Below are 25,827 nucleotides of genomic sequence, written 5' to 3' on the forward strand. Positions count from 1 at the left end.
CGGCCTCGTCCCATTGATCTCCGCCGTCTGGGTCCCGGATCTTCGGCTCGCTTCGCGCGCCATCGTCCGGGATGACGGCAGAGGAATAGCCCAAGAAAAACCCCTCGGAACCAGTGTCCCGAGGGGTTCTTTATGACCAGCCCGATCAGGCGGCGGTCGGGTTCTCGGCGTACTGGCCGCCGACGCGGTAGCGGAACAGATAGCCCGGAGCGATGGCTTCCAGACCCGTGGGCTCGATGCCCAGTTCGGCCAGACCCTCGGCGCCCGGGGAGACCACATTGTCGCCTTCCAGCAGCAGGACCTGATCCTTGGTCAGGGCCGGCGCCAGGCCGATCGCCGCCGGAATCTGCGCCAGCGACCCGATCATGCGGGCGATGGGGAAGGGGATGGGGATCAGGAAGCGCTCGCGCTTGGTCTCGCGCAGGATGAACTTCAGGATGTCCTCGAAGGTCCAGACCGAGGGGCCGCCCAGTTCGAAGGTCTTGCCCTCGGCTTCCGGCGAGACGGTGGCGCGGGCGACGGCTTCGGCCACGTCGCCGACATAGACAGGCTGGAACTTGGTCACGCCGCCGCCGATCAGCGGCAGGGCGGGCGAGAAGGTCGCCATGGCGGCGAACTTGTTCAGGAAGGCGTCGTCCGAGCCGAAGATGATCGACGGGCGGATGATCGCGGCGCCGGGGAAGGCGGCGCGCACGGCGGCCTCGGCGGCGCCCTTGGTGCGGGCGTAGGCGGCCTTGCCGTTCACGTCGGCGCCGATGGCCGACATATGGGTCAGGCGCTTGACGCCGGCGGCGCGGGCGGCCTCGGCGACATTGACGGCGCCCTGGACGTGCAGGGCCTCGAACTTGCGGCCGCCGGTTTCGAACAGGATGCCGACCAGGTTGACCACGGCGTCGGCGCCCCTGATCGCCTCGGCCACGGCGGCCTTGTCGGTGATGTCGCAGCGGACGGTCTGGATCTGGCCGACGTCGCCGGCCATGCGCAGCTCATAGGCCAGGGCGGGCTTGCGCACGGCGACGCGCACGCGCCAGCCGCGCTTGGCCAGGGCCCGCACCACCTGGGTTCCGACAAAGCCCGAGCCGCCGAAAACGGTGACAAGACCGGGGGCGAAATCAGCCATCTGTACGCTCCAACGCCAAACCCCGACCGCAACGGGCGGCCGGAGAAGAAATCCTCGCCGGGGCTTAACCGATGCGCCGCCCCGCCGCAACGCACAGGCGGGTCAGAAGCCTTTAGTCGGCCCGGTAGACCACCTGTCCGTCCACCACGGTCAGGACGGCGCGGCCTTTGGGGATGTCGGCGGCGGGCACGGTCATCAGGTCGATGTCGAAGGCGGTGAAGTCCGCCCGCTTGCCGACCTGGATGGTGCCCAGTTCCTTCTCGCGGAAGCTGGCGTAGGCGGGCCAGAGGGTGAACATCTTCAGCGCCGTGGCCCGCTCCACGGCCTCGTTCGGACGCCAGTCCGGGCCCTGGAAGCCGTTCAGGTCGCGCCGCGCCACGGCGGCGTAGAACTCGATCAGCGGATCGCCGCGCTCGACCGGCGCGTCCGAGCCGCCGACCAAGATGACGCCTCTGTCCACCAGGGTGTGCCAGGCATAGGCCCCGTCCAGCCGGGCGTCGCCCAGCCGATCGGCGGCGAAATGCAGGTCGCCGATGGCGTGGCTGGGCTGCATCGAGGCGATGATCGGCAACTCGTCGAAGTAGTGATAATCGGCGGGCCGGATGATCTGGGCGTGCTCGATGCGCCAGCGCGGATCGGCCAGCTTCCACTCCGATTTCGGCACGGACCGCAGGGCTTCCTCGTACCAGGCCGCGACGTCGTGGTTGCCCTGATCGCCGATGGCGTGGGTGGCGATCTGGATGCCGGTGCGCAGGGCCTCTTGATACAGCGGCATGACCGTCTCGCGCGACGCCAGCATCAGGCCGGACGTGTCGGGGCGATCCGAATAGGGCTCGAACAGCTTGGCCCCGCGCGAGCCCAGGGCGCCGTCGGCGTAGAACTTGATCGCGCGGGTGATGATCCGCCCGGCGCCCGCGTCGCGCGGCCCGCCCGTCATTAGGGCGCGGGCGTCGCCCATGTCGATGCTGTTATAGACCCGCAGCGGCGCCTCGCCTTCCCGCGCCATCGCCTCCAGCAAGGGCACGTCCTTCCACGGCGCGCTCATGAAGTGGACGCCAGTCCAGCCATAGCGGGCATAGACGCCGAACCCGGCGCGATAGGCCGCGCGCGTCGCGGCTTCGTCGGCCTGGGGCGTCAGCGGATCGACCAGCGCCATGGCCCCATCGACCAGCAGGCCGGTCGGCTGGCCGTTCGCGTCCTTCAGGATCTCGCCGCCCGATGGGGCGGGCGTCGCGGCCTTGATCCCGGCGGCGCTCAGCGCGGCGCTGGAGACGGCGACCGCATGGCCGTCGGCCCGGCTCAGCAGCACCACCCGACCGGGCGCGGCGGCGTCCAGATCGGCGGCGGTCAGGAAGCGCTTCTCCGGCCAATGGGTCTCGATCCAGCCGCGCCCGATGATGACGCCCTCCGGGTGGGCCTTGGCCCAGTCGCTGAGCCGCGCCATCGCCTCGACGACCGAGGCCGAGCCCTCCAGGTTCAGCGTCATCTCGCGCCAGCCGATGCCGTCCAGATGGGCGTGGCCGTCAGTGAAGCCGGGGAACAGGGTCGCCCCCTTCAGGTCCACCACCTCCAGCCCCTCGGCCGAGGGCGCGCCAGCGGCGGCGCCGACATAGGCGATGCGCCCGTCGCGCACGGCCACCACCTCGGCGGTCGGCTGGGCCTCGTCCCCCGTATGGATGGTCCCGCCCCGGATCATCAGGTTCTGGGCCAAGGCGGCGGGGGCTGCGGCCAGCATCAGGGCAGTGGCCAGCGGCAGGGTCGTCTTCAGGGTTCGGAACATCAGCGCCTCCAGGTCGAACGCAGGGGAGCCGCAGCCGCGCTTGGCGTCAAGCGATCCTGCGCGCATCATCGCCGGATGAAGCTGTTCACCATCGGCTATGAAGGCTCGACCCAGGCCCAGGTCATTGGGCGATTGAAGACGGCTGGCGTGGAAGTTCTGGTCGATGTGCGGGCGGTGGCGGCCTCGCGCCGGGCCGGTTTTTCCAAGACTCTGCTGGGCCAGAGCCTGAGGGCGGAAGGCGTCGACTATCTTCATCTGCGGCCGCTCGGCACGCCCAAGGCCGGGCGCGACGCAGCGCGCAAGGGCGACGTGGCGACCATGCACGCCATCTTCAACGCCCACATGCAGGAACCCGACGCCGAGGCCGCCTTCCAGAACCTTCGGCATGTGGCGGGGCAGAAGCGCGTCGCTCTGCTGTGCTTCGAGGCCGAGGCCTGCGGTTGCCACCGCGCCATCCTCGCTGACCGGCTGGCCCGCGAGGACGGCGTCGAGGTGGTGGACCTGTAAAAATCCTCCCCCCCACAGGCGGGGGAGGATTGCTTTCGCTACGGCCGTCCCACCAACTGATCCACGGAACCCGACGTCACTGGGTGATAGAGCGGCCGCGCCTTGGCGTATATGCGCGTGGCGATCGGACGGCCCCAGTCGCCCTCGCCCCACAGGGTCTGGAACAGGGGCAGGACGAACTTGCGACGGCCCTGGGTTGTCAGGAAGCGATCGGCGGTGGCGACGGCGGGCTCATAACGGTGCGCCAGGGCGATCTGCAGCCAGGCGAAGGTCAGCTCGGCGTTGCCTTCGTCAGCCAGGTTCAGCGTCTTCTCCAGATCGGCCAGCTGCGCCGTCGTCAGCCAGTCGGCGCCGGCCTTCAGCCCTTCGGGACGCCAGGCCAGGAAGCGCTGGCGCTGCTGGGTGTTCCAGTTCTTCCAGTCGATGGCCGAAGCCGGGCCCCTGTCGGCGAAGACGGCCTTCGCCTGGACGTCCACAGCCGCGAAGGCGTCCGACACTGGCGGGACCCAGTTCGAAGGCATGCCGGGCTGGTAGATCCAGTTTTCGAGTTGAAGCTGGGCCTCCAGCGCCGCATCGCCCTTGATCAGATGCTCTTGAATGTCGGCCAGGAAGCCGACGTCGGTCATGGGCTGGAAGGCGTGGCGGTCGAAATAGCCGCGCAGCCAGGCGTCAAACGTCGGGCGACCGACGATGCGTTCGATGGTGCGCAGCATGGCCGCGCCCTTCTCATAGGGCACGCCCGACAGGCCGTCGTCGGGGTCGCGCCCGGTCAGGTCGATGTGCAGCTTGGTGTCGTCCGGCGCGGTGGTGGCCAGTTCCGCCGACAGCTCGCCCCAGCCCAGGACCTGCTCCTGCATGGCCCGCTCGCGACCGTACAGGGCCTCCATGATCCGGTTCTCGAAATAGACCGTGGTGCCTTCGTTCAGCCAGATGTCCGACCAGGTGGCGTTGGTCACCAGATTGCCCGACCAGGAGTGCGCCAGCTCATGCGCCACCAGCGAGACCAGCGACTGGTCCCCGGCGATGATGGTCGGGGTGGCGAAGGTCAGGCGCGGGTTCTCCATCCCGCCGAAGGGGAAGCTGGGCGGCAGGACCAGCAGGTCATACCGGCCCCAGCGATAGGGGCCGTACAGGGCCTCGGCGGCGTCGACCATGCGCGGGGTCGAGACCAGCTCGGCGCGGGCGGCCTCCAGTCGGCTCGGCTCGGTCCAGACGCCGGTGCGCCCATCGAACGAGGCGAAGGCGATGTCGCCGATGGCGATGGCCATCAGATAGGGCGGGATCGGCCGATCCATGTCGAAGCGCCAGGCCTTCTGGCCCGCAGCGGCGGCCTCGCCTTGCGGCGTCAGGTGCTCGGCGGACATGACCACGGTCAGGTCGGCGGGGGCCGTGATGCGGGCGGAATAGGTCTGGCGGATGCCGGGGCTGTCCTGGGTCGGGACCCAGGTTCGGGTCAGGATGGCCTGCCCCTGGCTGAACAGATAGGGCTTCTGGCCGCCCGCCGTCTGTTGTGGGGTCAGCCATTGCAGCGCCGCCGCCTCGGGACGGGTCGAATAGTCGACGACGACCTTCTGGACCTCGGTCCCGGCGAAGGCGGGCAGGTGGACCGTCAGGGCCTGGCCCTTGATGGCGTCCACGGCGCCCAGTTCATGGCGCAGCGGGCGCCCCTGCGCGTCGCGCACGCCGCGGATGTTCAGGTTCTTGGTGTCCAGCACCACCTCGGTCGCGCCGACGCGGCCGGTGACGTCCAGCGTCGCCGAGCCCGACAGGGTCTTGGCCGCGAAGTCGGCGGTCAGGTCCAGCGCCACGTGGCCGACCCGCGCCTCGGCCGGGCGGGCGTTGGAGTGGATGTCGTCGGCGTAGGCGAGGGCCGGCTTTGCGGGCGCGGCGGGGACGAGAGGCGTCATCGGCACGCTTTCAGGCGCGGTGGCGCAGGCGCCAAGGGAAGAGGCGAGGGCGGCGGCGAGGGCCAGGGCGGAAACCCGCCCAACCAGCTTCAGGGTCATCGAACGCTCCGTATTCAGATGCGTGCGAAAAGGCTCCCTCGCGCCGTAAAGATCAAGCCTCGGTTCAGCTTGCCGTCACAGGACGGAGGTGATGCGCCTTGAACAGCCGCCCCTTCTCGGCGGTCAGCACCAGTAGCAGGGCGACGACGCCCAGGACCGCGAAGCCCACCGTCATCGGCACGGTGGAGCCGTCGAACTGCTGGCCGATCCAGAAGCCCAGCAGGGCCCCGCCTATGGTCGAGATGAAGCCCTGGGCTGAGGCGGCCGTGCCCGCGATATGCCCCATCGGCTCCATGGCCATGGAGCCGAAATTACCGGCGATGAAGCCGAAGCAGAACATCTTGCAGGCCTGGAGGACGGCGAACATCCACAGGCTGTCGTGGCCCATCCAGGCGATGACGGCGTGCAGCAGGCTGAAGCCGATGAAGCCGAACAGGGCCGTATGGGCGATCAGGCGCGTGCCCAGCCTTTCCACCAGGCGCGAGTTCAGCACCGAGGCCAGTGCGATGCCGCCGGCCACCAGGGCGAAGACGGTGGTGAACAGGCCGGGCGACTTGAACACGTCGAAGAAGATCTGCTGCGACGAGTTGATGAAGGCGAACAGGGCGCCGCTGATGGCGGTCATGGCCAGGGTGTAGCCCATGCCCAGACGGCTGGTCAGGGCCTGGCCAAAGGCGCCGGCGATGCGCTTCACATTGATCGGCATCCGGTCTTCGGGATGCAGGGTCTCGGGCAGGCGCAGGGCCGCCCAGATCAGGAAGGACCCGCCGAACAGGGCGAAGAAGCCAAAGATCCAGCGCCACGGCGCCACCAGCATGATCAACTGGCCGACCGTCGGGGCCAGGATGGGCACGCCGAGGAAGACCAGGAAGCTCAGCGACATGACCCGCGCCATGGTCCGCCCCGAATAGCGGTCGCGCACGATGGACACGGCCAGCACCCGCGTCGCCGCCGAACCCAGACCCATGCCGATGCGCGACAGGATCAGCAGCTCGAACGAGGCGGCGAAGGCGGCCAGAATGCTGAACAGGACATAGAGGCCGATGCCGACGAACAGCACCGGACGACGGCCATAGCGGTCCGACAGCGGGCCGTAGAACAGCTGCGCCCCGCCGAAGCCCAGCAGATAGGCGGTGATGACCCACTGGCGCGTGTTCTCGTTGGCGACGCCCAGGTCTTCGCCGATGTGCGGCAGGGCCGGCAGCATGGCGTCGATGGCCAGGGCGTTCATCGCCATCATGATGGCGATCAGGCAGACAAATTCGGCGAACCCCGGCCCCTTGGGCGCGGCGGCCCCCGGACTTGAGGGAGAGGTGGTCGGGGCGCTGGTCATCGGGACCAATTGCGGGCTGCGACAGGCTGACGCAACCCTGAAGCTGCATCAATTTTGCGTTGCACCATGACGGGGCGGGGCGCGGGCTGAGCCATTTGGTCATGCCCTTTCGTCTCCCTGCCGTCATTCCGGGGCGCGCAGTGAACCCGGAACCCAGGCGGTTGCTTATGTCTGCGTCCTGCCCGGGGCTGGCGCCTGGGCCCCGGATCGCCCCTGCGGGCGTCCGGGGTGACGGCGAGGAGGCCTACTCCCGCACCTGAATCCGCGCCGTCACCGACATGCCGGGGGCCAGCCGCGCGGCGGCCTCCTGACCGGGATCGATAGAGATGCGAACCGGCACGCGCTGGGCCACCTTGGTGAAGTTGCCGGTGGCGTTGTCGGGGCGGATGACGCTGAACTCGGACCCGGTGGCGGGCGAGATGCGCTCGACCTTGCCCTTCAACGTCTGCCCGCCGAGGGCGTCGACCGCGATCTCGACCGGCTGGCCGACGCGGATGTCGCGCATCTGCGTCTCCTTCATATTGGCTGTGACCCACACCGCATCCGGCACCAGGGCCATCAACTGCGTCCCGACCGAAACCTGCTGACCGACGCGGACGCTGACCTCGCCCAGACGGCCGGCGCGCGGGGCGGTGATGCGGGTGTTGTCCAGGTCGATCTGGGCCAGACGCACCTGGGCCTGGGCGTTCTCGACGGCGGCCTCCAGCGAGCCGCGCCCGACGACCGCAGAGGTGACGCCGGTCTGGGCCACGCCCTCGGCGGCGCGGGCGGCGGCCAACTGGGCCTCAGCGGCGCGCAGGGCGTTCTGGGCCGTATCCACCTGAGCCTGGGCCACCCATCCGCCGGCGAACAGGGTGCGGACGCGCTGGGCGTCGGCGCGGGCCTTGGTCACGGCGGACTCGGCGGCGGCGATGGAGGCGCGGGTCTGGGCCACCGAGCCGCGCGCCGAGGCCTGGCTCTGGGCCGAGTTGGCCAGGGCGGCTTCCGCCGCGTGCAGCGAGGCCTTCGCCTGCTCCAGCTTCTGGCGATAGATGCGGTCGTCGATGGTGGCCAGCAGCTGGCCCTGCTGCACCATCTGGAAGTCCTGCACCTCGACCGAGGTGACATAGCCGCTGACCTGGGGGCTGATGACCGTCACCTGGCCGCGGACATAGGCGTTGTCGGTGGTCTGCGGCCCGCCGTCGAACGGCGGCAGCCGCCAGGCGTGCAGGATCAGGCCCACGCCGACCAGGGCGATCAGCGCCATCACCACGCTCCACATCACGCGGCGGTCGCTGGACGGCGACGGCGCAGCGGGTGGCGGCCCGGGGGCAGGAGGCGCGGCGGGCGTAGGGGCGGGAGCGGGTGTGGCGTCGGTCATGGTCGGGTCCGGGTCATTCGACAGCGGCGGCGGCGGCGGCTTGCGCCGCCTCGCGGTGGGCGGCGCGGCGCGCCTCGATACGGGGGCGGAAATGGTTGGCGGCGACCCAGAGCGCGCCCACGGCGGCGGCGCCCGAGATCAGCAGGAAGACGTCGTTGTAGGCCAGGACCTGGGCCTGCTGGCTGACCTGCTGTTGCAGCAGTTTCAGCGCCGCGCCCTGTCGCTGGGCCGCGTCGCCGATGACGTGGGCATAGGCCCCGCCCAGTTGCTGCAGCCGCAGCACCACCTCGGGATCGCCCAGGTCGATATGCTCGGCCAGCTGGTTGGAGTGATACTTCTCGCGGATCGTCTGAACCGTGCCGACCAGGGCCGAGCCCATCAGGCCGCCGATGTTCTGGCCGATGGAGAAGACGACGATGAAGCTGATCAGGTTCTTGCCCCCGCCTTGCAGCACTTTGCCGAAACCGATGATCATGGTCGGGCCGATGAAGAAGGCGGCGGCGAAGGCCAGCAGGGCCTGGCTGAAATAAAGGTTCACCGGCCGGGTCAGCACCGTCGCGTGGCTGTCGATAAAGGCGCCGACGGCGATCAGGCCGAGCGCGATGGAGATGGGCTTCCACAGCTTCATCGGGTTCAGGGTCAGGGCGCTGGTCAGGGTCCCCGCCGCCGTGGCCAGCAGCATGACCCAGAACAGGCCGTGCATCTGGTCGATGCCCAGGCCCATCTGTTGCAGGAAGCCGACCGCGCCGGTCGTCTGTTCCGACAGGACGATGCGCACCAGCAGAATGGCCAGCAGCAGCCGCACGATGTCGCCGCCCGCCAGCCATTTCAGGTCGATCAGCGGATTGGCGCGGTTGTATTCGATGACGGCGGCGGCGGTCAGCAGCACCAATGCCCCGACCAGGGCCAGTCCGATCCAGGGAGCCTCGGTCCACCAGACGATCCGGCCCAGACCCAGCACGGCGGTCAGCAGGGCGATCCCCGGCGCGAACAGGGCGAAGGTGACGAAGTCCAGCTTCTCGAACGCCTTGATCCGCTGCGCCGGCGGCATCTTCAGGGCGAAGACGGCGGGCAGGGCCACCAGCACCAGCCCCAGGTCGAACATATAGACCGCCCGCCACAGATCATGGTCAAGCAGCGGCCCGACCCCCAGGCGCGCCAGGGGAATGGCCAGGCTGGACAGGCCCACGCCGATGATGATGCCCTTCAGCCGGTGCTGCGCCGGGAAGGCCTGGATGATGTAGAGGATGCCCAGGGTCGACATCCCCGCCGCCGCCATCCCGGCGATGCCGCGCACCACCAAGGTCGAGCCGAAGTCCTCCAGAAACAGGTGGGCCGCCGCCGTGGCCAGGAAGACGACCAGGATGATCTCGGTGAACAGCCGCAGGCCGTACTGCATGCGGAACTTGACCAGCAGCAGGTTCATGCAGGCGTTGGTCATGACGAAGATGACGGGCAGCCAGGTCGCCTCGGCGATGGTCACGCCCAGGTCGCCCGCCAACTGCGGAATATTGGCCGTCACCGCCGCATTGCCCAGACTGCCGGTCAGGGCCACCAGAATGCCCACGGCGGCATAGGCCCAGCGCATCGGCGTCGAATGGTCGGGGGTGGCGGGCGAGCCGGGCAGGGCCGGCCGCTCGTGCGGCTTCAGCGTCGCCAGATAGTCGTCCCAGGGCAGGTGCCAGTCGCGGCGGCTCATGGACGGCCCTCGTTCTGCGGCCGGACCGCGTCCAGCACCAGCGCCAGCGCCCGGCGGCTCAGGGCGTCGCGGTCGTCGGCGGGGGCGGTGCGCGAGGGCGCGCCCAGCATCAGGGCGAGGACGCGGATGTCCTCGACGGTTAGATCGGGCCGCACCCGCCCCGCCGCCTGCGACACCGCCAAGGCCTCGGCGCCCGCCTGCTTCAGACCCGCGCGGATCGGGGCCAGGGCCTCGTCCCTCAGGTCGCGGATGGCGCTGGACAGGCCCGCGCTCTGGATCATCAGCTCGACCATCTGGGCCAGGAACCACAGGAAGACCTCGGGGTCGTCCAGCCGTTCGTGCGTGCGCCGGCCCAGGTCGTCGATCTGGCCGACAAACACCGCCAGGGCCAACTCCGATCGGTCGGCGAAATTGCGATACAGCGTCGCCCGCCCAACCCCCGCCCGCTCGGCGATCAGGTGCAGCGGCGTGTCCAGCCCGTCGCACGCGAAAGCCTCGGCGGCCGCCTTCAGCAGCGCCTCGCGTCGTTCGGCGGCGTCTTTTCTAAGAGGACGGGTCATGAAGAACGCCAAGTGGACACTTGTGTCCGCTTAATCAAGTGTCGTGGAACTCATTCATTGTTTCGGGCCGTAACGAGACATGCGCGCTCTGGCCGCCTAGCCTTGCCTGTCACGGAATGCGCGACCGGGGCCATTGGCTGCTTCACTGGCGCGGGCGGTCTACATTTTACACGCCGAGCGTGAGTAATGCTAACTCAAGGTAGTGTTCGATCTTGACCGGACATGGGTGTCAGGGCGCACTTGCTCAGCCACACGGCATGTCAAACATGAGGATGACCTATGACGAAGATGACCAAACGAGCCGCGTTTCTGGCTGCGGCCGTGGTTGCAGTCTCAGGAATGACTTCGAGTGTGATCGCTCAGAACTACGGCGAACCCATGTACGCCAAGACCTACTACAGCGACGCCACGCTCTCCAATCAGGTCGGCTTCAAGATGGACGGGTGCAATAATGGACGCGTCTCGGCCGGCCCTCTGATCGGCACGTCGACCCCCTACTTTACCGAGGAATACATCGGCGCTTGTCGGCGGGGCGGACTGGGCGGCTACGACTGAACCCGGACACCATCAATTGTATCAAGCCCGTCCCGGTCGCCGGGGCGGGCTTTCGGCTATCAGGATGGGTTTAGGATGCCTTCAAGCGAGCTTGAAGCAGACAGTTGGTGCGGGTGGCCGGGCTCGAACCGGCACTCCTCTCGGAACAGGATTTTGAATCCAGCGCGTCTACCAATTCCACCACACCCGCACAGGTCTGGGAGGCGCGCAATCTAGCGGCGGAATTCGCCGGGTCAATCGACGGTTTCCGGGTTCAGGAAAAAACCCCTGAGCGTCGTCCCAACGCCGCTCGCCCCTTGCGGCGAACGGCGTTCGAAAAGCGGAGATCAGGCCGGGGCGACCGTCTGTTCGATGGCGCCGAAGATGGTGTGATGCCTGTCGTCCAGCATCTCGATGCGGACGGTGTCGCCGTGCTTGAGGAAGGGGGTCCTGGCTTCGCCGGTCAGGATGGTCTCGACGGTGCGGACCTCGGCGATGCAGGAATAGCCCAGACCGCCTTCGGCCACCGGCTTGCCCGGACCCCCGTCGGCGTCCTTGTTCGACACCGTGCCCGAGCCGATGATGGACCCGGCGATCAGGGCGCGGGTCTTGGCCAGATGGGCGATCAGCACGCCGAAGTCAAAGGTCATGTCGACGCCCGCGTCGGCCTTGCCGAAGTCTGCGCCGTTCAACTGGACCAGAAGCTCGCCCGACAGCTTGCCGTCCTTCCAGCGATCCCCGAGTTCATCCGGCGTGACGAAGACGGGCGACAGGGCGCTGGCGGGCTTGGACTGGACGAAGCCGAAGCCCTTGGCCAGTTCGCCGGGGATCAGGTTGCGCAAGGACACGTCGTTGACCAGACCGACCAGACGGATCGAGGCCAGGGCCTCGTCGCGGCTGGCGCCCAGCGGCACGTCGCCGGTGACGACCACGATCTCGGCCTCCAGGTCGCAGCCCCAGGCCTCGTCCTTCAGCGGGATGGCGTCGCGCGGACCCATGAATTGGTCGGAGCCGCCCTGATACATCAGCGGGTCGGTCCAGAAGGTCGCGGGCATCTCGGCGCCGCGTGCTTTGCGCACCAGTTCGACGTGGTTCACATAGGCCGAGCCGTCGGCCCACTGATAGGCGCGGGGCAGGGGGGCGGCTGCGTCGCGCTCGTGGAAGCGGCCGCGCGGCACGGCTTCGTGCTCCAGGCTCTCGGCCAGGGCCCGCAGCAGGGGCTCGCAGCGCTCCCAGTCATCCAGCGCCGCCTGCAGCGTGGGCGCAATCAGGAAGGCGTCGGTGAACCAGTTCAGGTCCCTTGAGACGACAACGAGGCGGCCGTCACGGCCGTGCTTGAGCGAGGCGAGTTTCATAGGGCGAAGCTAGTCCGAGGCGAGGCGGTTGGGAAGCGGCGTCGGCGGTCGTAAAGCCGCCGTTCGATCAACTATTCGGGGGCGAGATGACGGCGCGGGCCTCGGCCCCGGTGCGCAAGGCCGGATCGCGCACCTCGACCTCGACGGCGATGGCGCCGGCGGGTTCGTGCGACCACAGATAGCGGCGCTCGATCTCGACCGCACGGCCGGACGGAGCCACGCCCTCATAGACGTCGCCCCAGGGGGTGATCGCCTTCATCTCGACCCACAGCAGGCCGCAGGCGGCGTCCAGTTCCTCGATGGCCATTTCCGACAGTTCGTCGGCGTGCGGGGCGGGGCGGTTCGGGGTCACAGCCATCGGCGGACCTTTCCTTGATAGGCTTGGTATTCGGCGCCGAATTTGGTCGTCAGATAGCGCTCTTCGCGGGCGATGACGAAGCGGTCGACCACGATCAGGCAGGGGACCAGCAGGGCCAGGGCGACCGGGCTGTCCATCGCCAGGGCGAACCCGGCGTAGGTGACGGCGAAGCCGACATAGATTGGATTGCGGCTGTACTTGTAGAGCCCGCCGGTCGCCAGGGCCGTCGTCGGCTTCCACGGCTCGGGCGGGGTGCCCAGGCGGCGGAAGGTCCCCGCCGCGATGCCGTCCAGCAGCAGGCCGCTGATCACTAAGACGAAGGCCAGGCCACGCCGCAGATCGACATTCAGCCCCAGCGACGGCTCGCTGACCAGTTGGCCCACGCCGTATCCCGCCAGCAGGAAGCCGAGATAGATCAGCGGCGGCGGGGCAATGACGCCGGGATGGTCGCGTGTCGTCATATCGTCTGTCCGGGGGGCGCGGTGAAGTCCGAGGTCGGGGCGTCGCCGGTGTTGATCACCTCCGAGGGCTCGAAGATCATCACCTCCGCCTCCTCGTCGGCGGCGGTGCGGTGTTCGACGCCGCGCGGCACGACGATGAATTGGCCCGGCTCCAGCGTCTCCACCCGGTCGCGGAACTCGACCCGGAACCGGCCCTTCCAGACCAGGAACATCTCCTCGGCGTCGGCATGGCTATGCCAGGGGAAGACCCCCTGGACCTTGACCAGCCGCACGTCCTGCCCGTTCAGTTGGGCGGCGACGCGCGGCCGCCAGTGGTCGGAAAAGCCGCCGAACTTCTGCTCCAGATCGACGACCTCGCCGGTCATCGCGGGGTGTCTTCGTCGGCGTAGATGGCGACGCGAGGGGCGGCGCTGGATGAGACGCTGCCGCGATACATGCCCGAGGTGTTCATCGAGAAGGCGACCGCGCCGTCCTTGCCCATGACGATGACGCCGCCGTCGCCGCCGATGGAGCCGACGTCAGCGATCTCGGCGTCAGCGGCGGCCTGAACCCCCATGCCCGTCGACGTGCGCGAGCAGATGTCGCGCGCCACTGTGGCGCGGATGAAATACTCGCCCGATCCGGTGGCCGAGACGGCGCAGCCGTCGGCGTTGGAGGCGTAGGTCCCGGCGCCGATCACCGGCACGTCGCCGACCCGGCCCCAGCGCTTGGCGGTCATGCCGCCGGTCGAGGTGCCGGCGGCCAGACGGCCCTGGCTGTCCAGGGCCACGGCGCCGACCGTGCCGAACTTGCGCTCGTTCAGCGGGGCTTCGTTCAGCGAGGCCAGGGGCACGGGCTTGCCGAGCGTCGACGGCTCGGGCGGGGCGCCCGCCGGGCGCGCGGGCAGGGGCTGGCCCGCCTCGCGCAGGGCGGTCAGCAGGGCCTGCCAGCGGCTCTCGGTGAAGAAGAAGCTGGGGGCGACCTGTTCCAGACCGGCCGAGGCCGAGAAGCTGTCCGCGCCTTCGCCAATCAGCATGACGTGGGGGGACTTCTCCATCACCGCCCGCGCCGCTGCGATCGGGTGGCGCGTGCGGGTCAGGCCGGCGACGGCCCCGGCGGTCAGGTCAGCGCCGTTCATCACGGCGGCGTCCAGTTCGTTCTTGCCGGCGGCGGTGAAGACCGCGCCGTGTCCGGCGTTGAACAGGGGGTTCTCTTCCAGGGTCTCGACCGCGGCCTGGACCGCGTCCAGGGCCGAGCCGCTGCGGGCCAGCACCGCCGAACCGGCGTCCAGCGCGGCCTGCAAGCCTGCGCGATAGGCGGCGTCGCGTTCCGGCGACAGCTCGGCGCGCTCGATCACGCCCGCCCCGCCGTGGATGGCCAGCGACCATTTCGGGGCGTCTTGCGCGAACGCGGGCGACGCCAGCAGGGTCAGAACGGCTGCGGCGGTCAGGATGGATTTCATCTGCGGTTTCCCCTCAAGTCTTTCCTCCCCACTCTGTGGGGAGGTGGCGCGGTCGCGCAAGCGGCCGTGACGGAGGGGGCGACTCAGGCGGCGGATATCAGCGCCGCCCCCTCCACCACGGCGTGGTCCCCCTCCCCATGGTCATGGGGAGGAAATCGTCATCGGTGATGCAGTCTCTTCCAGACGCGGTAGCCCAGGATGGGGGCGAAGCCGCAGAACAGGGCCGCGAACAGCACCATCCAGAAGCCTCCACCCAGCCAGTATTCCCCGGCCAGCGCCCCGGCCCCGGCCGCCAGAAGCGGGCCGAGCCAGGGCAGCCAGTGCGGCGGCCGCATCTTCATTCAGGCGTCGACCTTGATGACGCCGCGACGGATCTGGTCCAGCTCGATCGAGTCGAACAGGGCCTGGAAGTTGCCGTTGCCGAAGCCTTCATTGCCCTTGCGCTGGATGATCTCGAAGAAGATCGGACCAAAGGTGTCCTGGGTGAAGATCTGCAGCAGCAGGCCCTCCTCGTCGGAACCGTCGATCAGGATGCGGTTCTTGCGCATCCGCTCCACGTCCTCGCCATGGTTGGGCAGGCGCTTGTCGATCAGTTCGAAATAGGTCTCGATCGTGTCCTGGAAGGCCACGCCGCGTGCCTTCATGGCCTCGACCGTCTCGAAGATGTTTTCGGTGGTCAGGGCGATGTGCTGGATGCCCTCGCCGTTATAGCGGCGCAGGAACTCCTCGATCTGCGAGTTGTCGTCCTGGCTCTCGTTCAGCGGAATGCGGATGGCGCGGTCGGGCGCGATCATGGCTTGCGAGAACAGGCCTGTCGCCTTGCCCTTGATGTCGAAATACTTCTGCTCTTCGAAGTTGAACACCGACCCATAGAAGCCCGACCAGGTGCGCATCTCGCCGCGACGCACGTTGTGGGTCAGGTGGTCGAGGATCTCCAGGCCCATGGAGTTCTTGCGCTCGGCCTCTTCCCAGCCCTCGATCTCGTCCCAGGCCTCATACAGCGAGCCCTGCTCGCCGTACTGGTCGATGACATAGAGCAGCGAGCCGCCGATGCCTTGCAGGATGTAGGGATAGTCGTTCCCCAGCGCCCCGCCGTGCACGCCCTCGGCGGCGCGGGCGCCGCGTTCCAGCGCGCCCTCATAGGCGGCCTTGGCGTCGGCGACGCGGAAGGCCATGCCGTTGGCCGAGGGGCCGTGGTCCTTGGCGAAGCCCGCCGCCTGGCCCTTGGGGCTGCGGTTGACCAGCATGGTGATGTCGCCCTGCTTTAGGCGCACCGCGTCCGTGGTCGGGTTCACATGGGTCTGGGTGAAGCCCATCAGCTCCAGCCGGGCGATCATGGATTCCGGCTCCGGGCCGGTGAATTCCACGAATTCGAAACCGTCCACGCCCAGCGGGTTTTCCTGGTCGAGTTTGGCGGCGGCGTCCTGCATGACGCGTCTCCTCTCAATATTTTAGTGGCGGCTCCTGCCGCCGATTGGGGCGGAACCTAATGGGCGCCCCCCGTCGGGCGCAAGGCGGGGCTGATCCGAAACAGGACACGTTGCGGTGTCGCAGGCGATTATCGACGGATGCGCGCAGGCTTAGGGCCTGCTAGGAGCCGCAGGCGCAACCGGGACGCCTGTATGCTTCGCAAGCTCTATGACTGGGTCTTCTCTCTGGCCCGCCACCGTCACGCCACCCGGTCGCTGGCCGTGGTCTCCTTCGCGGAAAGCTCCTTCTTCCCCATTCCGCCCGACGTCATGCTGGCGCCCATGGTGCTGGCCAAGCCGGACCGCGCCTATTTCTACGCCACGGTCTGCACGCTCGCCTCGGTGCTGGGCGGCCTGCTGGGCTACGCCATCGGCTTCTTCCTGGAGCCGGTAGGCATGTGGATGCTGGCGGTGCTGGGCAAGGCCGACACCTTCGAGGCCTCCAAGGCCCTGTTTCAGCAGCACGGCGCCTGGGTCATCCTGATCAAGGGGCTGACGCCGATCCCGTTCAAGCTGATCACCATCGCCTCGGGCATCTTCCAGTTCAATCTGGCCCTGTTCGTCGCCCTGTGCGTGATCACGCGCGGCGCCCGCTTCTTTCTGGTGGCCTTCGTGCTCAAGCGCTGGGGCGAGCCCATGCTGGCCGTCATCGAGAAACGGCTGGCCCTGTTCACCGTGCTGTTCCTGGTTCTGCTGGTCGGCGCGGTCTTTGCGGTCAAGCTTGTCGGACACTGATCGACGCCGGCCCCGGCTGCGTCTAAGAAAGGCGCCATGACGCGCCTGTATCAACGATTGACCCGCTGGTGGACCGCCTTTGCGCTGGCGGCCTCCCTGGCCATGCTGGGCGCGGCTCACGCCTTCGAGCGGTTCGCGGGCCTGCCGCCTTGCAACCTCTGCCTCAAGCAGCGCGAGGTCTATTGGGCCGCCGTCGCCATCGCCGGGGCCGCCACCTTCTGGGCCGTGTTCAGCCGCGCCAGCCGCGGCACGCCGCGCATCGCCTCCTTCCTGCTGGCCGCCGTCTTCTTCACCGGGGCGATCACCGCCGGCTATCACGCGGGCGGCGAGTTGAAGTGGTGGACCCTGCCGGCCACCTGTTCGGGCGGCGATCCCCTGGCCTTCAATCTGGAAGGGCTCAGCGCCCTGGCCGCCGGCACCGCCGAGATGAAGCCTGTCGTCGGCTGCGGCGACGTGCCGTGGAGTCTGTTGGGGATTTCGATGGCGGGCTGGAACTTCCTGATCTCGCTGGCCCTGGCGATCTTCAGTCTGCTGGCGGCGAAACGTCCCAAGGACGCGCGCGCCCCGAAGGTGTAGAAGACAGACCATGACCGAGGCATCCGACACCGTCGCCGCCGCCCGCCGCATCCCCCTGCCGCGCCCCGGGGTGGGCCAGACCCGCGCCCGCATGGCCGAGATGCTGCGCGTCGATCACGCGGGCGAGTTCGCCGCCGTCCACATCTACCGCGCCCAGCGCGCCGTGCTGGAAGGCCGCAAGGGCAAGGCCGCCATCGCCGCCGACCTGACCGAGATGGAGGGCCACGAGGCCGTCCACCTGGCCCGCTTCGAGGCCCTGCTGACCGAAAACCGCGTCCGCCCCACGGCCATGATCCCGCTGTGGAAGCTGGCCGCCACCGCGCTCGGCGCCGGCACCGCCCTGATCTCGGAGAAGGCCGCCCACGCCTGCACCGAGGCGGTCGAGAGCGTCATCGAGCAACACTACGCCGACCAGATCGAGGAGGTCCGCGACCGCGACCCCGAACTGGCCGCCGAACTGACGAAGTTCCGCGAAGAGGAACTGGCCCACCACGACCACGCCATCGCCCACGGCAGCCGCGAAGCGCCGGGGTATCGCTTGCTGTCCAGCGTCATCAAGGTCGGCTGCAAGGCCGCCATCAAGATCAGCGAACGGATTTAGGACAAGGCCTCTCCCTCCCACTTGGGGGAGGGTGGTCGCGAAGCGACCGGGTGGGGAGGGCGCGGTGATACTTGGCGCTGCGGTTGTCTTGCCTTGCCGCCCCCACCCGTCTTCGCCTTTCAGGCTCAGCCACCCTCCCCGAGCGGGGAGGGAGAACGCGCTACCTCACATCAAACGCCAGCATCATCGTCCGCTGCACGGCGAGAGAATTATCGTCGGACAGCACGTAGATCCGCATCCGCTCGCCCCGCCGCTCCGCCGCGATCCCTTCGAAATTATCCGTCGTCCCCGGCAGCTTCAGCTCGACCAGCACCGGCCCCAGCCTCCCGTCCGCCGCCATGCGCCGCACCCGCGCCCGCACGTCGATCGGGGCGCGATAGGACCGCTGCACCACGAACCAGCCGCCTGCCGGATCGCGGTCCATGCCGGTGATGCGATAATCGCTGTCGGCCAGCGGCGTCTCAGGCGGCGCTGTCACGACCACGCAGCGCGCCGCTGAACAGTCCCAGACCCCGCCGGATTCGCCCGCCACCCGCCAGCCGTCGCCCGACGCCGCCAGCCCCTCCATCCCGTCGTTCTCGGGGAAGGGGAAGTCCGGTCGCCGCACGGCTGCGGGCGACCGCAGCGCCGTCAGGGGGCCGTAGTTCCAGATGCGATGGTCGCGCTCGAAGCTGACCAGCAGGGCTCCGTCGGCGGTGACGGCCAGCCCCTCGGCGTCGCCGTCGATCTTCTGGCTGATCGGCGCCCCGTCGGTCAGGGTCAGGCGGCGCACGCCCAGCCCCTCCAGCCCGACCAGTCGCCCCTCGCGATCCAGCGCCAGCGTCCCGCGCGCCAGATCGCCGACGTCGGACACGGCGATGAAGCCGCCGTCGCCGGTCAGCTTCAGGTCCGACAGGCTGTGCAGCGGCGAGTCCGCCCCCGCCAGCACGGTCACGCCCCCGGCGTAACGCACGCCCTTGGCCAGAACCGCGCCCGGCAGGCCCAGTCCCACCGGGCGGGTCGAGACGCTGACCGGGCTCCAGCCGTCCGCCTCGGGCGTCGGCGTCCATGGCTGCGAAGTGACGACCGCGCCGGCGCAGGCCGCTAGCGTCAACGCCGCCAGGGCCGCGACATAGACTCGTCGATTCACGCCGCCCGCTTCCCCGGGGTTCTGGCGACAGTCTTCGGCTTGGCCTCGAACAGCTCGGCCAGCTTTTCGGTCATGACCCCGGCCAGTTGCTCGACGTCGACGATGGTCACGGCGCGGCGATACCAGCGGGTCACGTCATGGCCGATGCCGATGGCGATCAGTTCGACCGGCGACTTGGTCTCGATCTGCTCGATCACCTGACGCAGGTGCTTGTCCAGATAGAGGGCGGCGTTAGCCGACTGCGTCGAGTCGTCCACCGGCGAGCCGTCGGAAATCACCATCAGGATCTGGCGCGACTCGGTCCGCCCCTTCATCCGCTCGTGCGCCCAGGTCAGGGCCTCGCCGTCGATGTTTTCCTTCAGCAGGCCCTCGCGCATCATCAGGCCCAGGTTCTTCTTGGCCCGGCGCCACGGCGCGTCGGCGGACTTGTAGATGATGTGGCGCAGGTCGTTCAGACGGCCCGGATTGGCGGGCTTGCCGGCGCTGATCCAGGCCTCGCGCGACTGCCCGCCCTTCCAGGCGCGGGTGGTGAAGCCCAGGATCTCGACCTTAACCCCGCACCGCTCCAGCGTCCGCGCCAGGATGTCGGCGCAGACCGCCGCCACCATGATCGGCCGCCCGCGCATCGAGCCCGAGTTGTCGATCAGCAGGGTCACGACCGTATCCCGGAACGGGCTCTCGCTCTCCATCTTGAAGGACAGGGGGCTGGTCGGATCGGTGATGACGCGGGTCAGGCGCGCGGTGTCCAGCACGCCTTCTTCCAGATCGAACGACCAGCTGCGGCTCTGCTGCGCCATCAGGCGGCGCTGCAGCTTGTTGGCCAGTCGCGACACCACGCTCGACAGGGTCGCCAGCTGGGCGTCCAGCAGCGACCGCAGCCGGTCCAGCTCCATCGGGTCGCACAGCTCCTCGGCGCCGATGGTCTCGTCATAGGCGGTGGTGAAGACGCGATAGGCGTCGAAGGCGCGCCCGTCGTCCACGCTGTCCTGACGATTGGGCAGGGCGCCCTCGTTCATTTCGGGGCCGTCGTCCGAGGCCTCGCCGTCGGGATCGGCGGGGGCGCCGTCGGGGCGGGTCTGGCGCTCGTCCTCGGCGGACTGGTCGTCGGCCGTGCCTTCCAGCGACTGGCCGCCTTCGCCGCCGTCCTCTTCTTCCTGTTCCTGCTCGTCCGGCGCGTCCTGCTGCGAGCCGTCGGGCTCGTCCTCGCCCTCCTCGTCGTTGGCGTCCTCGGCCTGGCCGTCGCCGGGGTCGAGGTCCAGCGCCCGCAGCACGTCCTTCAGCCGGGCGGCGAACGCCGTCTGGTCGTCGGCCACGGCGGCCAGGGCGTCCAGTTGGGCCCCTGCCTTCAGCTCCAGATTGGACCGCACCAGATCCAGCATGGACTTCAGGCCGTCGGTCGAGGCTTCGCCCGTCAGCCGTTCGCGCACCAGCAGCGCCGCCGCCTCGGCCACCGGCACCCGCTCGGCCTCGGCTCGCAAGGCGCCCGACTTCTCCAGCCGGGTCGTCAGGGCCGCGTTCATATTGTTGCGCACGCCCTTCAGTGCGCGCGCCCCGACCGCCTCGACCCTTGCTTGTTCGACGGCGTCGAAAACCTCTGCCGCCGTCTGGTCAATCGGGCGCAGACGGGCGTTCAGGGCCTCGTCGTGATTGGCCAGCCGCAGGGCCAGTCGGTCGGCCTGACCGCGCAGGGTCGCGCTCTCGGGCCCTGCCGGATCGCGTGGCGGATGGGGTAGTGTCAGGACGCCGTTCGACAGCCTCGGCCCGTCCGAGCCGAAGTTGACCTCCAGCTCGGCCTGCTCGGCCAGGGCGCGCGCGGCGTTCGCCAAAGCGCGTTTGAAGGTCTCGACGGGGGTCTCTGCGGCGGCCATGGGCCACACATAGACCACCCCGCGCGTGGGGGAAGGGGGCGGCGGCTCTTACTTGGACTTAGCGGGGTTTGACGCGCACCCGCATGGCCCCGCCCGCCCCGGCCTCGACGTCGAAACGGCCGGTGGCGCGGATCAGGTCTGACAGCTTGGCGTAGCCTCTTACCGCACGCGGGCGCGGTCAACCGGCGGCGATCGTGCTATGGCGGGCCATGACCCAAGCCCCCTTGCGCCGCCTGATCGACCTGCCCGGCGTCGATGATCTGGAACTGAAGGCGCTGATGAAGCCGCGCTACGCCGATCCCGACGCCCGCGACGAATTTCCCGAGATCGACGCCCTGACCCAGGCCCTGTTCGGCCTGACCGGCGAGGCCGCCGAGGCCGTGCCTCTGCCAGACGATTGGGATGACATCCACCGTCTGGAAGGCGCCGATCTGGCCGAGGCCTTCGAGGCCCTGGGCTGGGACGTGACCGACAAGCGCAGGAAGCCGCTGCGCCTCCTGCCTCACTACGCCCTGCCTCTGGCTCTGGCCGTGCGCGGCGTCGCCGGCGAACTGCCCTTCCACGCCGAGCCCGACCACCCGACGACCGACTGGGGCTCCAGTCTGGCCGCCGACGCCGCCCGCTTCCGCAAACGATAGGGCAACGAAATAGGCTGTCTTCAGCTGACTTTTTGCCCGTCATCCTCGCCCTTGTGGCGAGGATCCAGACACGTAGCCAAAGCCATTTTGAGCGATCCGGGTAATCAGGCACAGGTCGAGGCTCTGGATCCTCGCCACAAGGGCGAGGATGACGTGGGTGTGGGCGACGGCGCCAAGACCTCCGTCAGTTCACCAAGAAAAAGGCCGGCGGGTCGCCCCGCCGGCCTTTCTGTGGGTCTCGGCTGAGACGGCCTACTGGGACGTGGTCGCCGCCGGGGCCGCGCGCACCTCGACCGGCAGGCCCAGCGCGTCCAGCTGGGGCTTGACCACCGAAGCGTCGCCGACCACCACCCAGACGAAGTTGGCGGGCTTGATGGCGGCGCGGGCGGCGGCGTCCATCTGGTCCGCCGTCAGGGCGTTGATTCGGCTGGCCAGGGTCTCCTGATAGCCGTCAGGACGCCCGTACAGGGCGTTGGAGCGCAGGGCGCCCAGCACCTGGCCCGAGGTCTCATAGCTGCCCGACAGGCCGCGCGTTTCGCCCAGGACGGTGCGCTCGCGCTCCGCCGGCGTCACGCCCTCGGCATTGAGGAAGCGGTCATACTGGCCGATCAGGGCCGCGATCGACTCGCCCGTGCGGTTGGCCTGGACCGGGGCGTTGATGATGTAGGGCGCGCGATTCTGAAGCGGGTTGATGCTGCCCCGCACGCCATAGGACCAGCCCTTGGTCTCGCGCAGGTCATTGTTGATCCGCGACAGGAAGTCGGTGCCCAGGACGCTGTTGGCCGTGCTCAGCGTCAGGATGTCGTCGCTGCCCGAAACCGGCAGCACCTGACCGCCATAGATCAGCGACTGCGGCGACTGCGGACGGTCGATCAGGACGATCCGCGCCGAGATCTGGGGCAGGGCGGCGGTGAAGGCCTTGGTCCCCTTGGCCGTCGACGGCGCGCGCCAGTCGCCGAAGGCGGCTTCCAGCTGCGGCTTCAGCTCGGCGAACGGCAGGTCCGAGACCACGAACAGCTTGGCGTTGTCCGGGCGGATCCAGGCGGCGTGGTCGGCGACCAGATCGGCGCGCGTCAGGCTGCGGATGACCGCTTCGTCGCCCGTGCCGCTGAACGACCGGCCATAGGGGTGGCCTTCGCCATAGATCAGCGGCGGCAGGGCGCGTCCGGCGATGGCGGCCGGCTGGGTCTTCTCATTGGCCAAGGCCGCCAGACGCACGGCGCGCAGGCGCTCGACCTCGCTCGGCGCGAAGGCGGGGTTGCGCACCACGTCCGATAGCAGGGTCAGCGAGGGCTCCAGATTGGTGCTCACCGTCGACAGGCTGGCGGTGGTCCGGTCCATCGAGGAGCCGACCGTGACGCTGGCGCCCAGACGCTCCTGGGCCTCGGCCAGGGCCTTGGAGTCGCGCGTCGTGGTGCCTTCCTGCATGACGTTCAACATCAGGCTGAGCGCGCCCAGGCGGTCGGCGCGGTCGGCGGCCACGCCGGCGTCGAACTCCAGCGCCACGCGCGTCACCGGCACGGTGGCCGAGCGGGCGTAGACCACCTCGATGCCGTTCGACAGGGCGGCGCGTTCGACCGACGGGAAGTCGACGTTGGACACGTCGCCGATGGCGGGCGCGGCCTCGCGGGCCACGCGCTGGATCGGCGCCGCCGGGGTCGGGGTCGCGCCCGAGGGGGCGGCGGCGGCGTCGGCGTAGGCTTCACGTTCGCCCGGCACGACGATCTGGCTATAGACGGGGCGGCTCAGCCACTTCTTCATCGCGGCCTGAACCTGCGCCGGCGTGACGGCGGCATAGGCCGCCAGCTCCTTCTTGTAGAAGTCGGGATCGTTCGCATACAGCTGACCCTCGGCCAGGACCGAGGCCTTGCCGTTGGCCGTCTCCAGACCCTGGATGCGGCGCGAGGAGAACTGGGTCACGACCCGGTCGATCTCGTCCTGGGTCGGGCCGTTGGCGATCAGATCGGCCAGAACGGCGTCCATGCGCTTGGCCACGGCCTCGGCGTCGGCGCCCGGCTTCACCATGGCCGAGTAGCTGAACATGCTGAGGCGCTGGAACACCTGATTGCCGGCCGAAACGCTGGAGGCCGTCTGCTCGTCGCGCACCAGGACGTTGTCCAGACGCGAGCTGGCCAGACCGCCCAGCACCGAGGCGCCCACGCTCAGCGGCACAGAGTCGGGATCGCCCAGCCCCGGCACGGCCCAGGTGCGGCTGATCTGGGTCTGGGCCACGCGGTCGCGCAGCACCTCTTCGACCGGCGCCGCCAGGGTCGGGACCGGGGCCGCCGCCGGGGTGTTGGCCGGACCGCGCGCGATGGCGCCGAAGTATTTCTGGGTCAGCTCGCGGGCCTTGGCCTCGTCGATGTCGCCCGACAGGACCAGGACGGCGTTATTGGGGCCGTAGTTCTCGCGGAACCAGTCGCGCACCGTCTCCATGCTGGCCGAGTCCAGATCCGCCATCGAGCCGATGGTCGAGTGGCGATAGGGGTGGCCCTCGGGGAACAGGGCTTCCAGCGTGGCGTACTCGGTCAGGCCATAGGGCTGGTTGTCGCCCTGACGCTTCTCGTTCTGGACGACGCCGCGTTGCAGATCCAGCACCTCCTGGCTGACCTGCCCCAGCAGATAGCCCATGCGGTCGGATTCCAGATACAGGGTGTAGTCCAGCGCCGGGGTCGGCACCGTCTGGAAGTAGTTGGTGCGGTCGAACCAGGTCGTGCCGTTCAGGACCGAGGCGCCCGCAGAGCTCATCGACTGGATGTGGCTGATGGGCGAGTTCTCGGACCCGCCGAACATCAGATGCTCGAACAGGTGCGCAAACCCGGTCGATCCCTTGGGCTCGTCCTTGGAGCCGACATTATACCAGACCGACACCGCCACCACCGGCGCCTTGCGGTCCTCGTGGACCAGCACCGTCAGGCCGTTGTCCAGCTGGAAGCGCTTCCACGGAATATCGACGCGCGCGACCAGTTCCGACACCGGCGCCCCGCGCAGCGGCGTGGCGGACGGCGCGGTCACGGCGGGCGCGGCGGCAGGCGCAGCGGTATGAGCCAGAACGGGCGAAGCGACGGCCATAAGGGCGGCGAGCGCGACGGAAGAGGCGGCAAGGCGCATGAGTTTCAGTCCACAACAGAAAATGCTGGGCCGGACCTTAGCCGCGCATCACCGAACGGCAACGCGACACATTGCTATGTGGACGATTGTTCATGTTCGACCGCCGCCTTCAACGCCTCCAGCGCTTCCTTCGCCTCGCGCATCTCCCGCCGGGCCTGGGCGGCCTCGCGCCGGGCGTCCATCACCTCGGTCCGATAGGCGTCGGGCGCAGCCTTCAGCTGATCCCAGTAAAGGGCCTTCAGCTCATACTGGGGGTCGTCGTATTTCGACTCCGGCGTCAGGGCGAAGCGTGCGCTCATCATCTCTCCGTTGAACCGCGCCGCCAGCAGCACCTCCAGCGGCGTGTTCTCGAAGCTGTGCGCCTTGTCCTGTCGGTCCATCAGCCGCACATAGACCTCGGCCAGCCGCGCCAGCCCCTGCGCCTCGGGCAGCCGCCGCATCAGCATGGCCCGGCCCGAGGCGATCATCGCCGTCGAGGCCAGCACCGCCGCCTTGCCCTCGTGCGCGTCCTCCGCCGTCAGCGGCCCGAACAGGGCCTGGGCCAGCGCCGCCTCGGCCGCCGCCTCCTGCTCCACCCTGGCCTTCTCGGCCTCTTTCTGCGCCGCCTCGCGCGCCTTCGCCGTCTCTATGGCGATCTGGTCGCCCCAGTCGCGCTTGGTCGCGCCGTGCACGGTGATCCGCTTGCGCAGGGCATGACCCGACACCCGCCACCGCTCGCTCAGCTCCGGCACAGTCGCCCCATTCCGGTATTCGTCCAGAATGATGTCCCACGTCGCCCTCGACAGCCGATAATGGGCCGGCTTGTCTCCGGCGCCGGGCGTCGGCGCCTTTTGGGGTCGGCGAAAGGGAAACTCGCCGCGAGGCGGCGCGGGGGCGTCTGTCATGCGCCGGAGGATAGGCCCGCGCCTAACCCCGGCTGGCAAAAGGCCCGGAACGGCCCGCCAGAGCAGGCGCGGCCTTGATTCAAGGTGCTGAAAATACGCCAGACGCCTCTATATCTCTCGCCGCTGGATAAGGGCGATGCAGCCGCTCACGTCCAACAGTCCGCCCCGTTGCGCGGCCCGCGGCACCGTGATTTTGAACCGTGCCTTTCTGGTTGGCGCATATGCACTGCCGCCTAGTGCCTATGTCTAGGCTCAGGACTCATAGCCAAAAGAGCACTGTAGCGGCGAGGGCTATGGCGGAG

Annotated in this window: 24 protein-coding genes and 1 tRNA gene; 6 read left to right on the forward strand and 19 right to left on the reverse strand. The window is 68.9% G+C overall.

From position 1 onward, the window contains the following. Window positions 1–145 precede the first annotated feature (145 nt). Together DXK21_RS09880 and DXK21_RS09885 are read right to left on the reverse strand one after the other, a co-directional pair. On the reverse strand, window positions 146–1,120 hold the full coding sequence (locus tag DXK21_RS09880) for a complex I NDUFA9 subunit family protein (RefSeq protein WP_114817613.1): 975 nt from the start codon (window positions 1,118–1,120) through the stop codon (window positions 146–148). A gap of 112 nt (window positions 1,121–1,232) precedes the next feature. Next, complete coding sequence (locus tag DXK21_RS09885) at window positions 1,233–2,900, reverse strand: amidohydrolase (protein WP_245945175.1); 1,668 nt, start codon at window positions 2,898–2,900, stop codon at window positions 1,233–1,235. A gap of 75 nt (window positions 2,901–2,975) precedes the next feature. Here DXK21_RS09885 and DXK21_RS09890 point away from each other — a divergent pair, with 75 nt between their 5' ends. Beyond that, window positions 2,976–3,407, forward strand: coding sequence for a DUF488 domain-containing protein (locus DXK21_RS09890; RefSeq protein ID WP_114817615.1), 432 nt, complete (start codon window positions 2,976–2,978; stop codon window positions 3,405–3,407). A 38-nt stretch (window positions 3,408–3,445) separates the two neighbouring features. On the opposite strand, the gene DXK21_RS09895 is transcribed toward DXK21_RS09890, so the two are convergent. From DXK21_RS09895 to DXK21_RS09915, 5 genes are all read right to left on the reverse strand, one after another. Further along, window positions 3,446–5,413, reverse strand: a complete 1,968-nt coding sequence (locus tag DXK21_RS09895) for a M1 family metallopeptidase (RefSeq protein WP_114817616.1) — start codon at window positions 5,411–5,413, stop codon at window positions 3,446–3,448. 64 nt (window positions 5,414–5,477) lie between these two features. Beyond that, the gene (locus DXK21_RS09900) at window positions 5,478–6,746 is read right to left on the reverse strand and encodes a multidrug effflux MFS transporter (RefSeq protein ID WP_114817617.1); all 1,269 of its coding nucleotides are present in this window, start codon (window positions 6,744–6,746) and stop codon (window positions 5,478–5,480) included. Between the two features lie 244 nt (window positions 6,747–6,990). Next, the gene (locus tag DXK21_RS09905) at window positions 6,991–8,106 is read right to left on the reverse strand and encodes an HlyD family secretion protein (RefSeq protein WP_114817618.1); all 1,116 of its coding nucleotides are present in this window, start codon (window positions 8,104–8,106) and stop codon (window positions 6,991–6,993) included. A 13-nt stretch (window positions 8,107–8,119) separates the two neighbouring features. Continuing rightward, window positions 8,120–9,805: an MFS transporter gene (locus DXK21_RS09910; RefSeq protein WP_114817619.1), complete on the reverse strand. Its 1,686-nt coding sequence runs from the start codon at window positions 9,803–9,805 to the stop codon at window positions 8,120–8,122. Next, a complete protein-coding gene (locus tag DXK21_RS09915; RefSeq protein ID WP_114817640.1) occupies window positions 9,802–10,365 on the reverse strand; it encodes a TetR/AcrR family transcriptional regulator in 564 nt (187 codons plus the stop codon). The genes DXK21_RS09910 and DXK21_RS09915 overlap by 4 nt, the downstream gene beginning before the upstream one ends. Before the next feature lie 351 nt (window positions 10,366–10,716). Between DXK21_RS09915 and DXK21_RS09920 the strand changes: the two genes are divergently transcribed. Next, the gene (locus DXK21_RS09920) at window positions 10,717–10,920 is read left to right on the forward strand and encodes a hypothetical protein (RefSeq protein ID WP_162790623.1); all 204 of its coding nucleotides are present in this window, start codon (window positions 10,717–10,719) and stop codon (window positions 10,918–10,920) included. A gap of 105 nt (window positions 10,921–11,025) precedes the next feature. Here the strand turns inward: DXK21_RS09920 and DXK21_RS09925 are convergent. The 8 genes from DXK21_RS09925 to hppD form a co-directional block, all read right to left on the reverse strand. Further along, a tRNA-Leu gene (locus DXK21_RS09925) sits at window positions 11,026–11,110 on the reverse strand. Window positions 11,111–11,246: 136 nt separating this feature from the next. Beyond that, window positions 11,247–12,254: a fumarylacetoacetate hydrolase family protein gene (locus DXK21_RS09930; RefSeq protein WP_114817621.1), complete on the reverse strand. Its 1,008-nt coding sequence runs from the start codon at window positions 12,252–12,254 to the stop codon at window positions 11,247–11,249. Window positions 12,255–12,321: 67 nt separating this feature from the next. Continuing rightward, window positions 12,322–12,612 (reverse strand): hypothetical protein, encoded by a 291-nt coding sequence (locus tag DXK21_RS09935; protein ID WP_114817622.1) that lies wholly within the window; start codon window positions 12,610–12,612, stop codon window positions 12,322–12,324. Further along, window positions 12,603–13,073 (reverse strand): methyltransferase family protein, encoded by a 471-nt coding sequence (locus DXK21_RS09940; RefSeq protein WP_114817623.1) that lies wholly within the window; start codon window positions 13,071–13,073, stop codon window positions 12,603–12,605. The genes DXK21_RS09935 and DXK21_RS09940 overlap by 10 nt, the downstream gene beginning before the upstream one ends. Next, a complete protein-coding gene (locus DXK21_RS09945) occupies window positions 13,070–13,438 on the reverse strand; it encodes a cupin domain-containing protein (RefSeq protein ID WP_114817624.1) in 369 nt (122 codons plus the stop codon). The genes DXK21_RS09940 and DXK21_RS09945 overlap by 4 nt, the downstream gene beginning before the upstream one ends. Then, window positions 13,435–14,514: an isoaspartyl peptidase/L-asparaginase family protein gene (locus DXK21_RS09950; protein ID WP_114817625.1), complete on the reverse strand. Its 1,080-nt coding sequence runs from the start codon at window positions 14,512–14,514 to the stop codon at window positions 13,435–13,437. Before DXK21_RS09950 ends, DXK21_RS09945 begins: the two co-directional genes overlap by 4 nt. 158 nt (window positions 14,515–14,672) lie before the next feature. Further along, complete coding sequence (locus DXK21_RS09955; protein WP_114817626.1) at window positions 14,673–14,855, reverse strand: hypothetical protein; 183 nt, start codon at window positions 14,853–14,855, stop codon at window positions 14,673–14,675. Then, a complete protein-coding gene (gene hppD, locus DXK21_RS09960; protein ID WP_114817627.1) occupies window positions 14,856–15,944 on the reverse strand; it encodes a 4-hydroxyphenylpyruvate dioxygenase in 1,089 nt (362 codons plus the stop codon). Window positions 15,945–16,136: 192 nt separating this feature from the next. Between hppD and DXK21_RS09965 the strand changes: the two genes are divergently transcribed. From DXK21_RS09965 to DXK21_RS09975, 3 genes are read left to right on the forward strand one after another with little or no spacing between them, the layout of a single operon-like run. Next, complete coding sequence (locus DXK21_RS09965) at window positions 16,137–16,718, forward strand: YqaA family protein (protein ID WP_114817628.1); 582 nt, start codon at window positions 16,137–16,139, stop codon at window positions 16,716–16,718. Window positions 16,719–16,754: 36 nt separating this feature from the next. Next, the gene (locus tag DXK21_RS09970) at window positions 16,755–17,294 is read left to right on the forward strand and encodes a disulfide bond formation protein B (RefSeq protein WP_114817629.1); all 540 of its coding nucleotides are present in this window, start codon (window positions 16,755–16,757) and stop codon (window positions 17,292–17,294) included. A 10-nt stretch (window positions 17,295–17,304) separates the two neighbouring features. Beyond that, window positions 17,305–17,895 (forward strand): demethoxyubiquinone hydroxylase family protein, encoded by a 591-nt coding sequence (locus DXK21_RS09975; RefSeq protein WP_114817630.1) that lies wholly within the window; start codon window positions 17,305–17,307, stop codon window positions 17,893–17,895. A gap of 160 nt (window positions 17,896–18,055) precedes the next feature. Here the strand turns inward: DXK21_RS09975 and DXK21_RS09980 are convergent, their stop codons facing one another. Next, complete coding sequence (locus DXK21_RS09980; RefSeq protein ID WP_114817631.1) at window positions 18,056–19,024, reverse strand: esterase-like activity of phytase family protein; 969 nt, start codon at window positions 19,022–19,024, stop codon at window positions 18,056–18,058. Continuing rightward, window positions 19,021–20,892, reverse strand: a complete 1,872-nt coding sequence (cobT, locus tag DXK21_RS09985; protein ID WP_114817641.1) for a cobaltochelatase subunit CobT — start codon at window positions 20,890–20,892, stop codon at window positions 19,021–19,023. The genes DXK21_RS09980 and cobT overlap by 4 nt, the downstream gene beginning before the upstream one ends. Window positions 20,893–21,101: 209 nt before the next feature. Between cobT and DXK21_RS09995 the strand changes: the two genes are divergently transcribed. Then, window positions 21,102–21,530, forward strand: coding sequence for a hypothetical protein (locus DXK21_RS09995; RefSeq protein ID WP_114817632.1), 429 nt, complete (start codon window positions 21,102–21,104; stop codon window positions 21,528–21,530). A gap of 252 nt (window positions 21,531–21,782) precedes the next feature. Here the strand turns inward: DXK21_RS09995 and DXK21_RS10000 are convergent, their stop codons facing one another. Beyond that, window positions 21,783–24,641 (reverse strand): M16 family metallopeptidase, encoded by a 2,859-nt coding sequence (locus DXK21_RS10000; RefSeq protein ID WP_114817633.1) that lies wholly within the window; start codon window positions 24,639–24,641, stop codon window positions 21,783–21,785. Window positions 24,642–24,715: 74 nt separating this feature from the next. Then, entirely contained in the window at window positions 24,716–25,525 is an 810-nt protein-coding gene (locus DXK21_RS10005) for a hypothetical protein (protein ID WP_114817634.1), read from the reverse strand. Window positions 25,526–25,827 lie beyond the last annotated feature (302 nt).

Source organism: Brevundimonas bullata (assembly GCF_003350205.1).
Taxonomy (GTDB): domain Bacteria; phylum Pseudomonadota; class Alphaproteobacteria; order Caulobacterales; family Caulobacteraceae; genus Brevundimonas; species Brevundimonas bullata.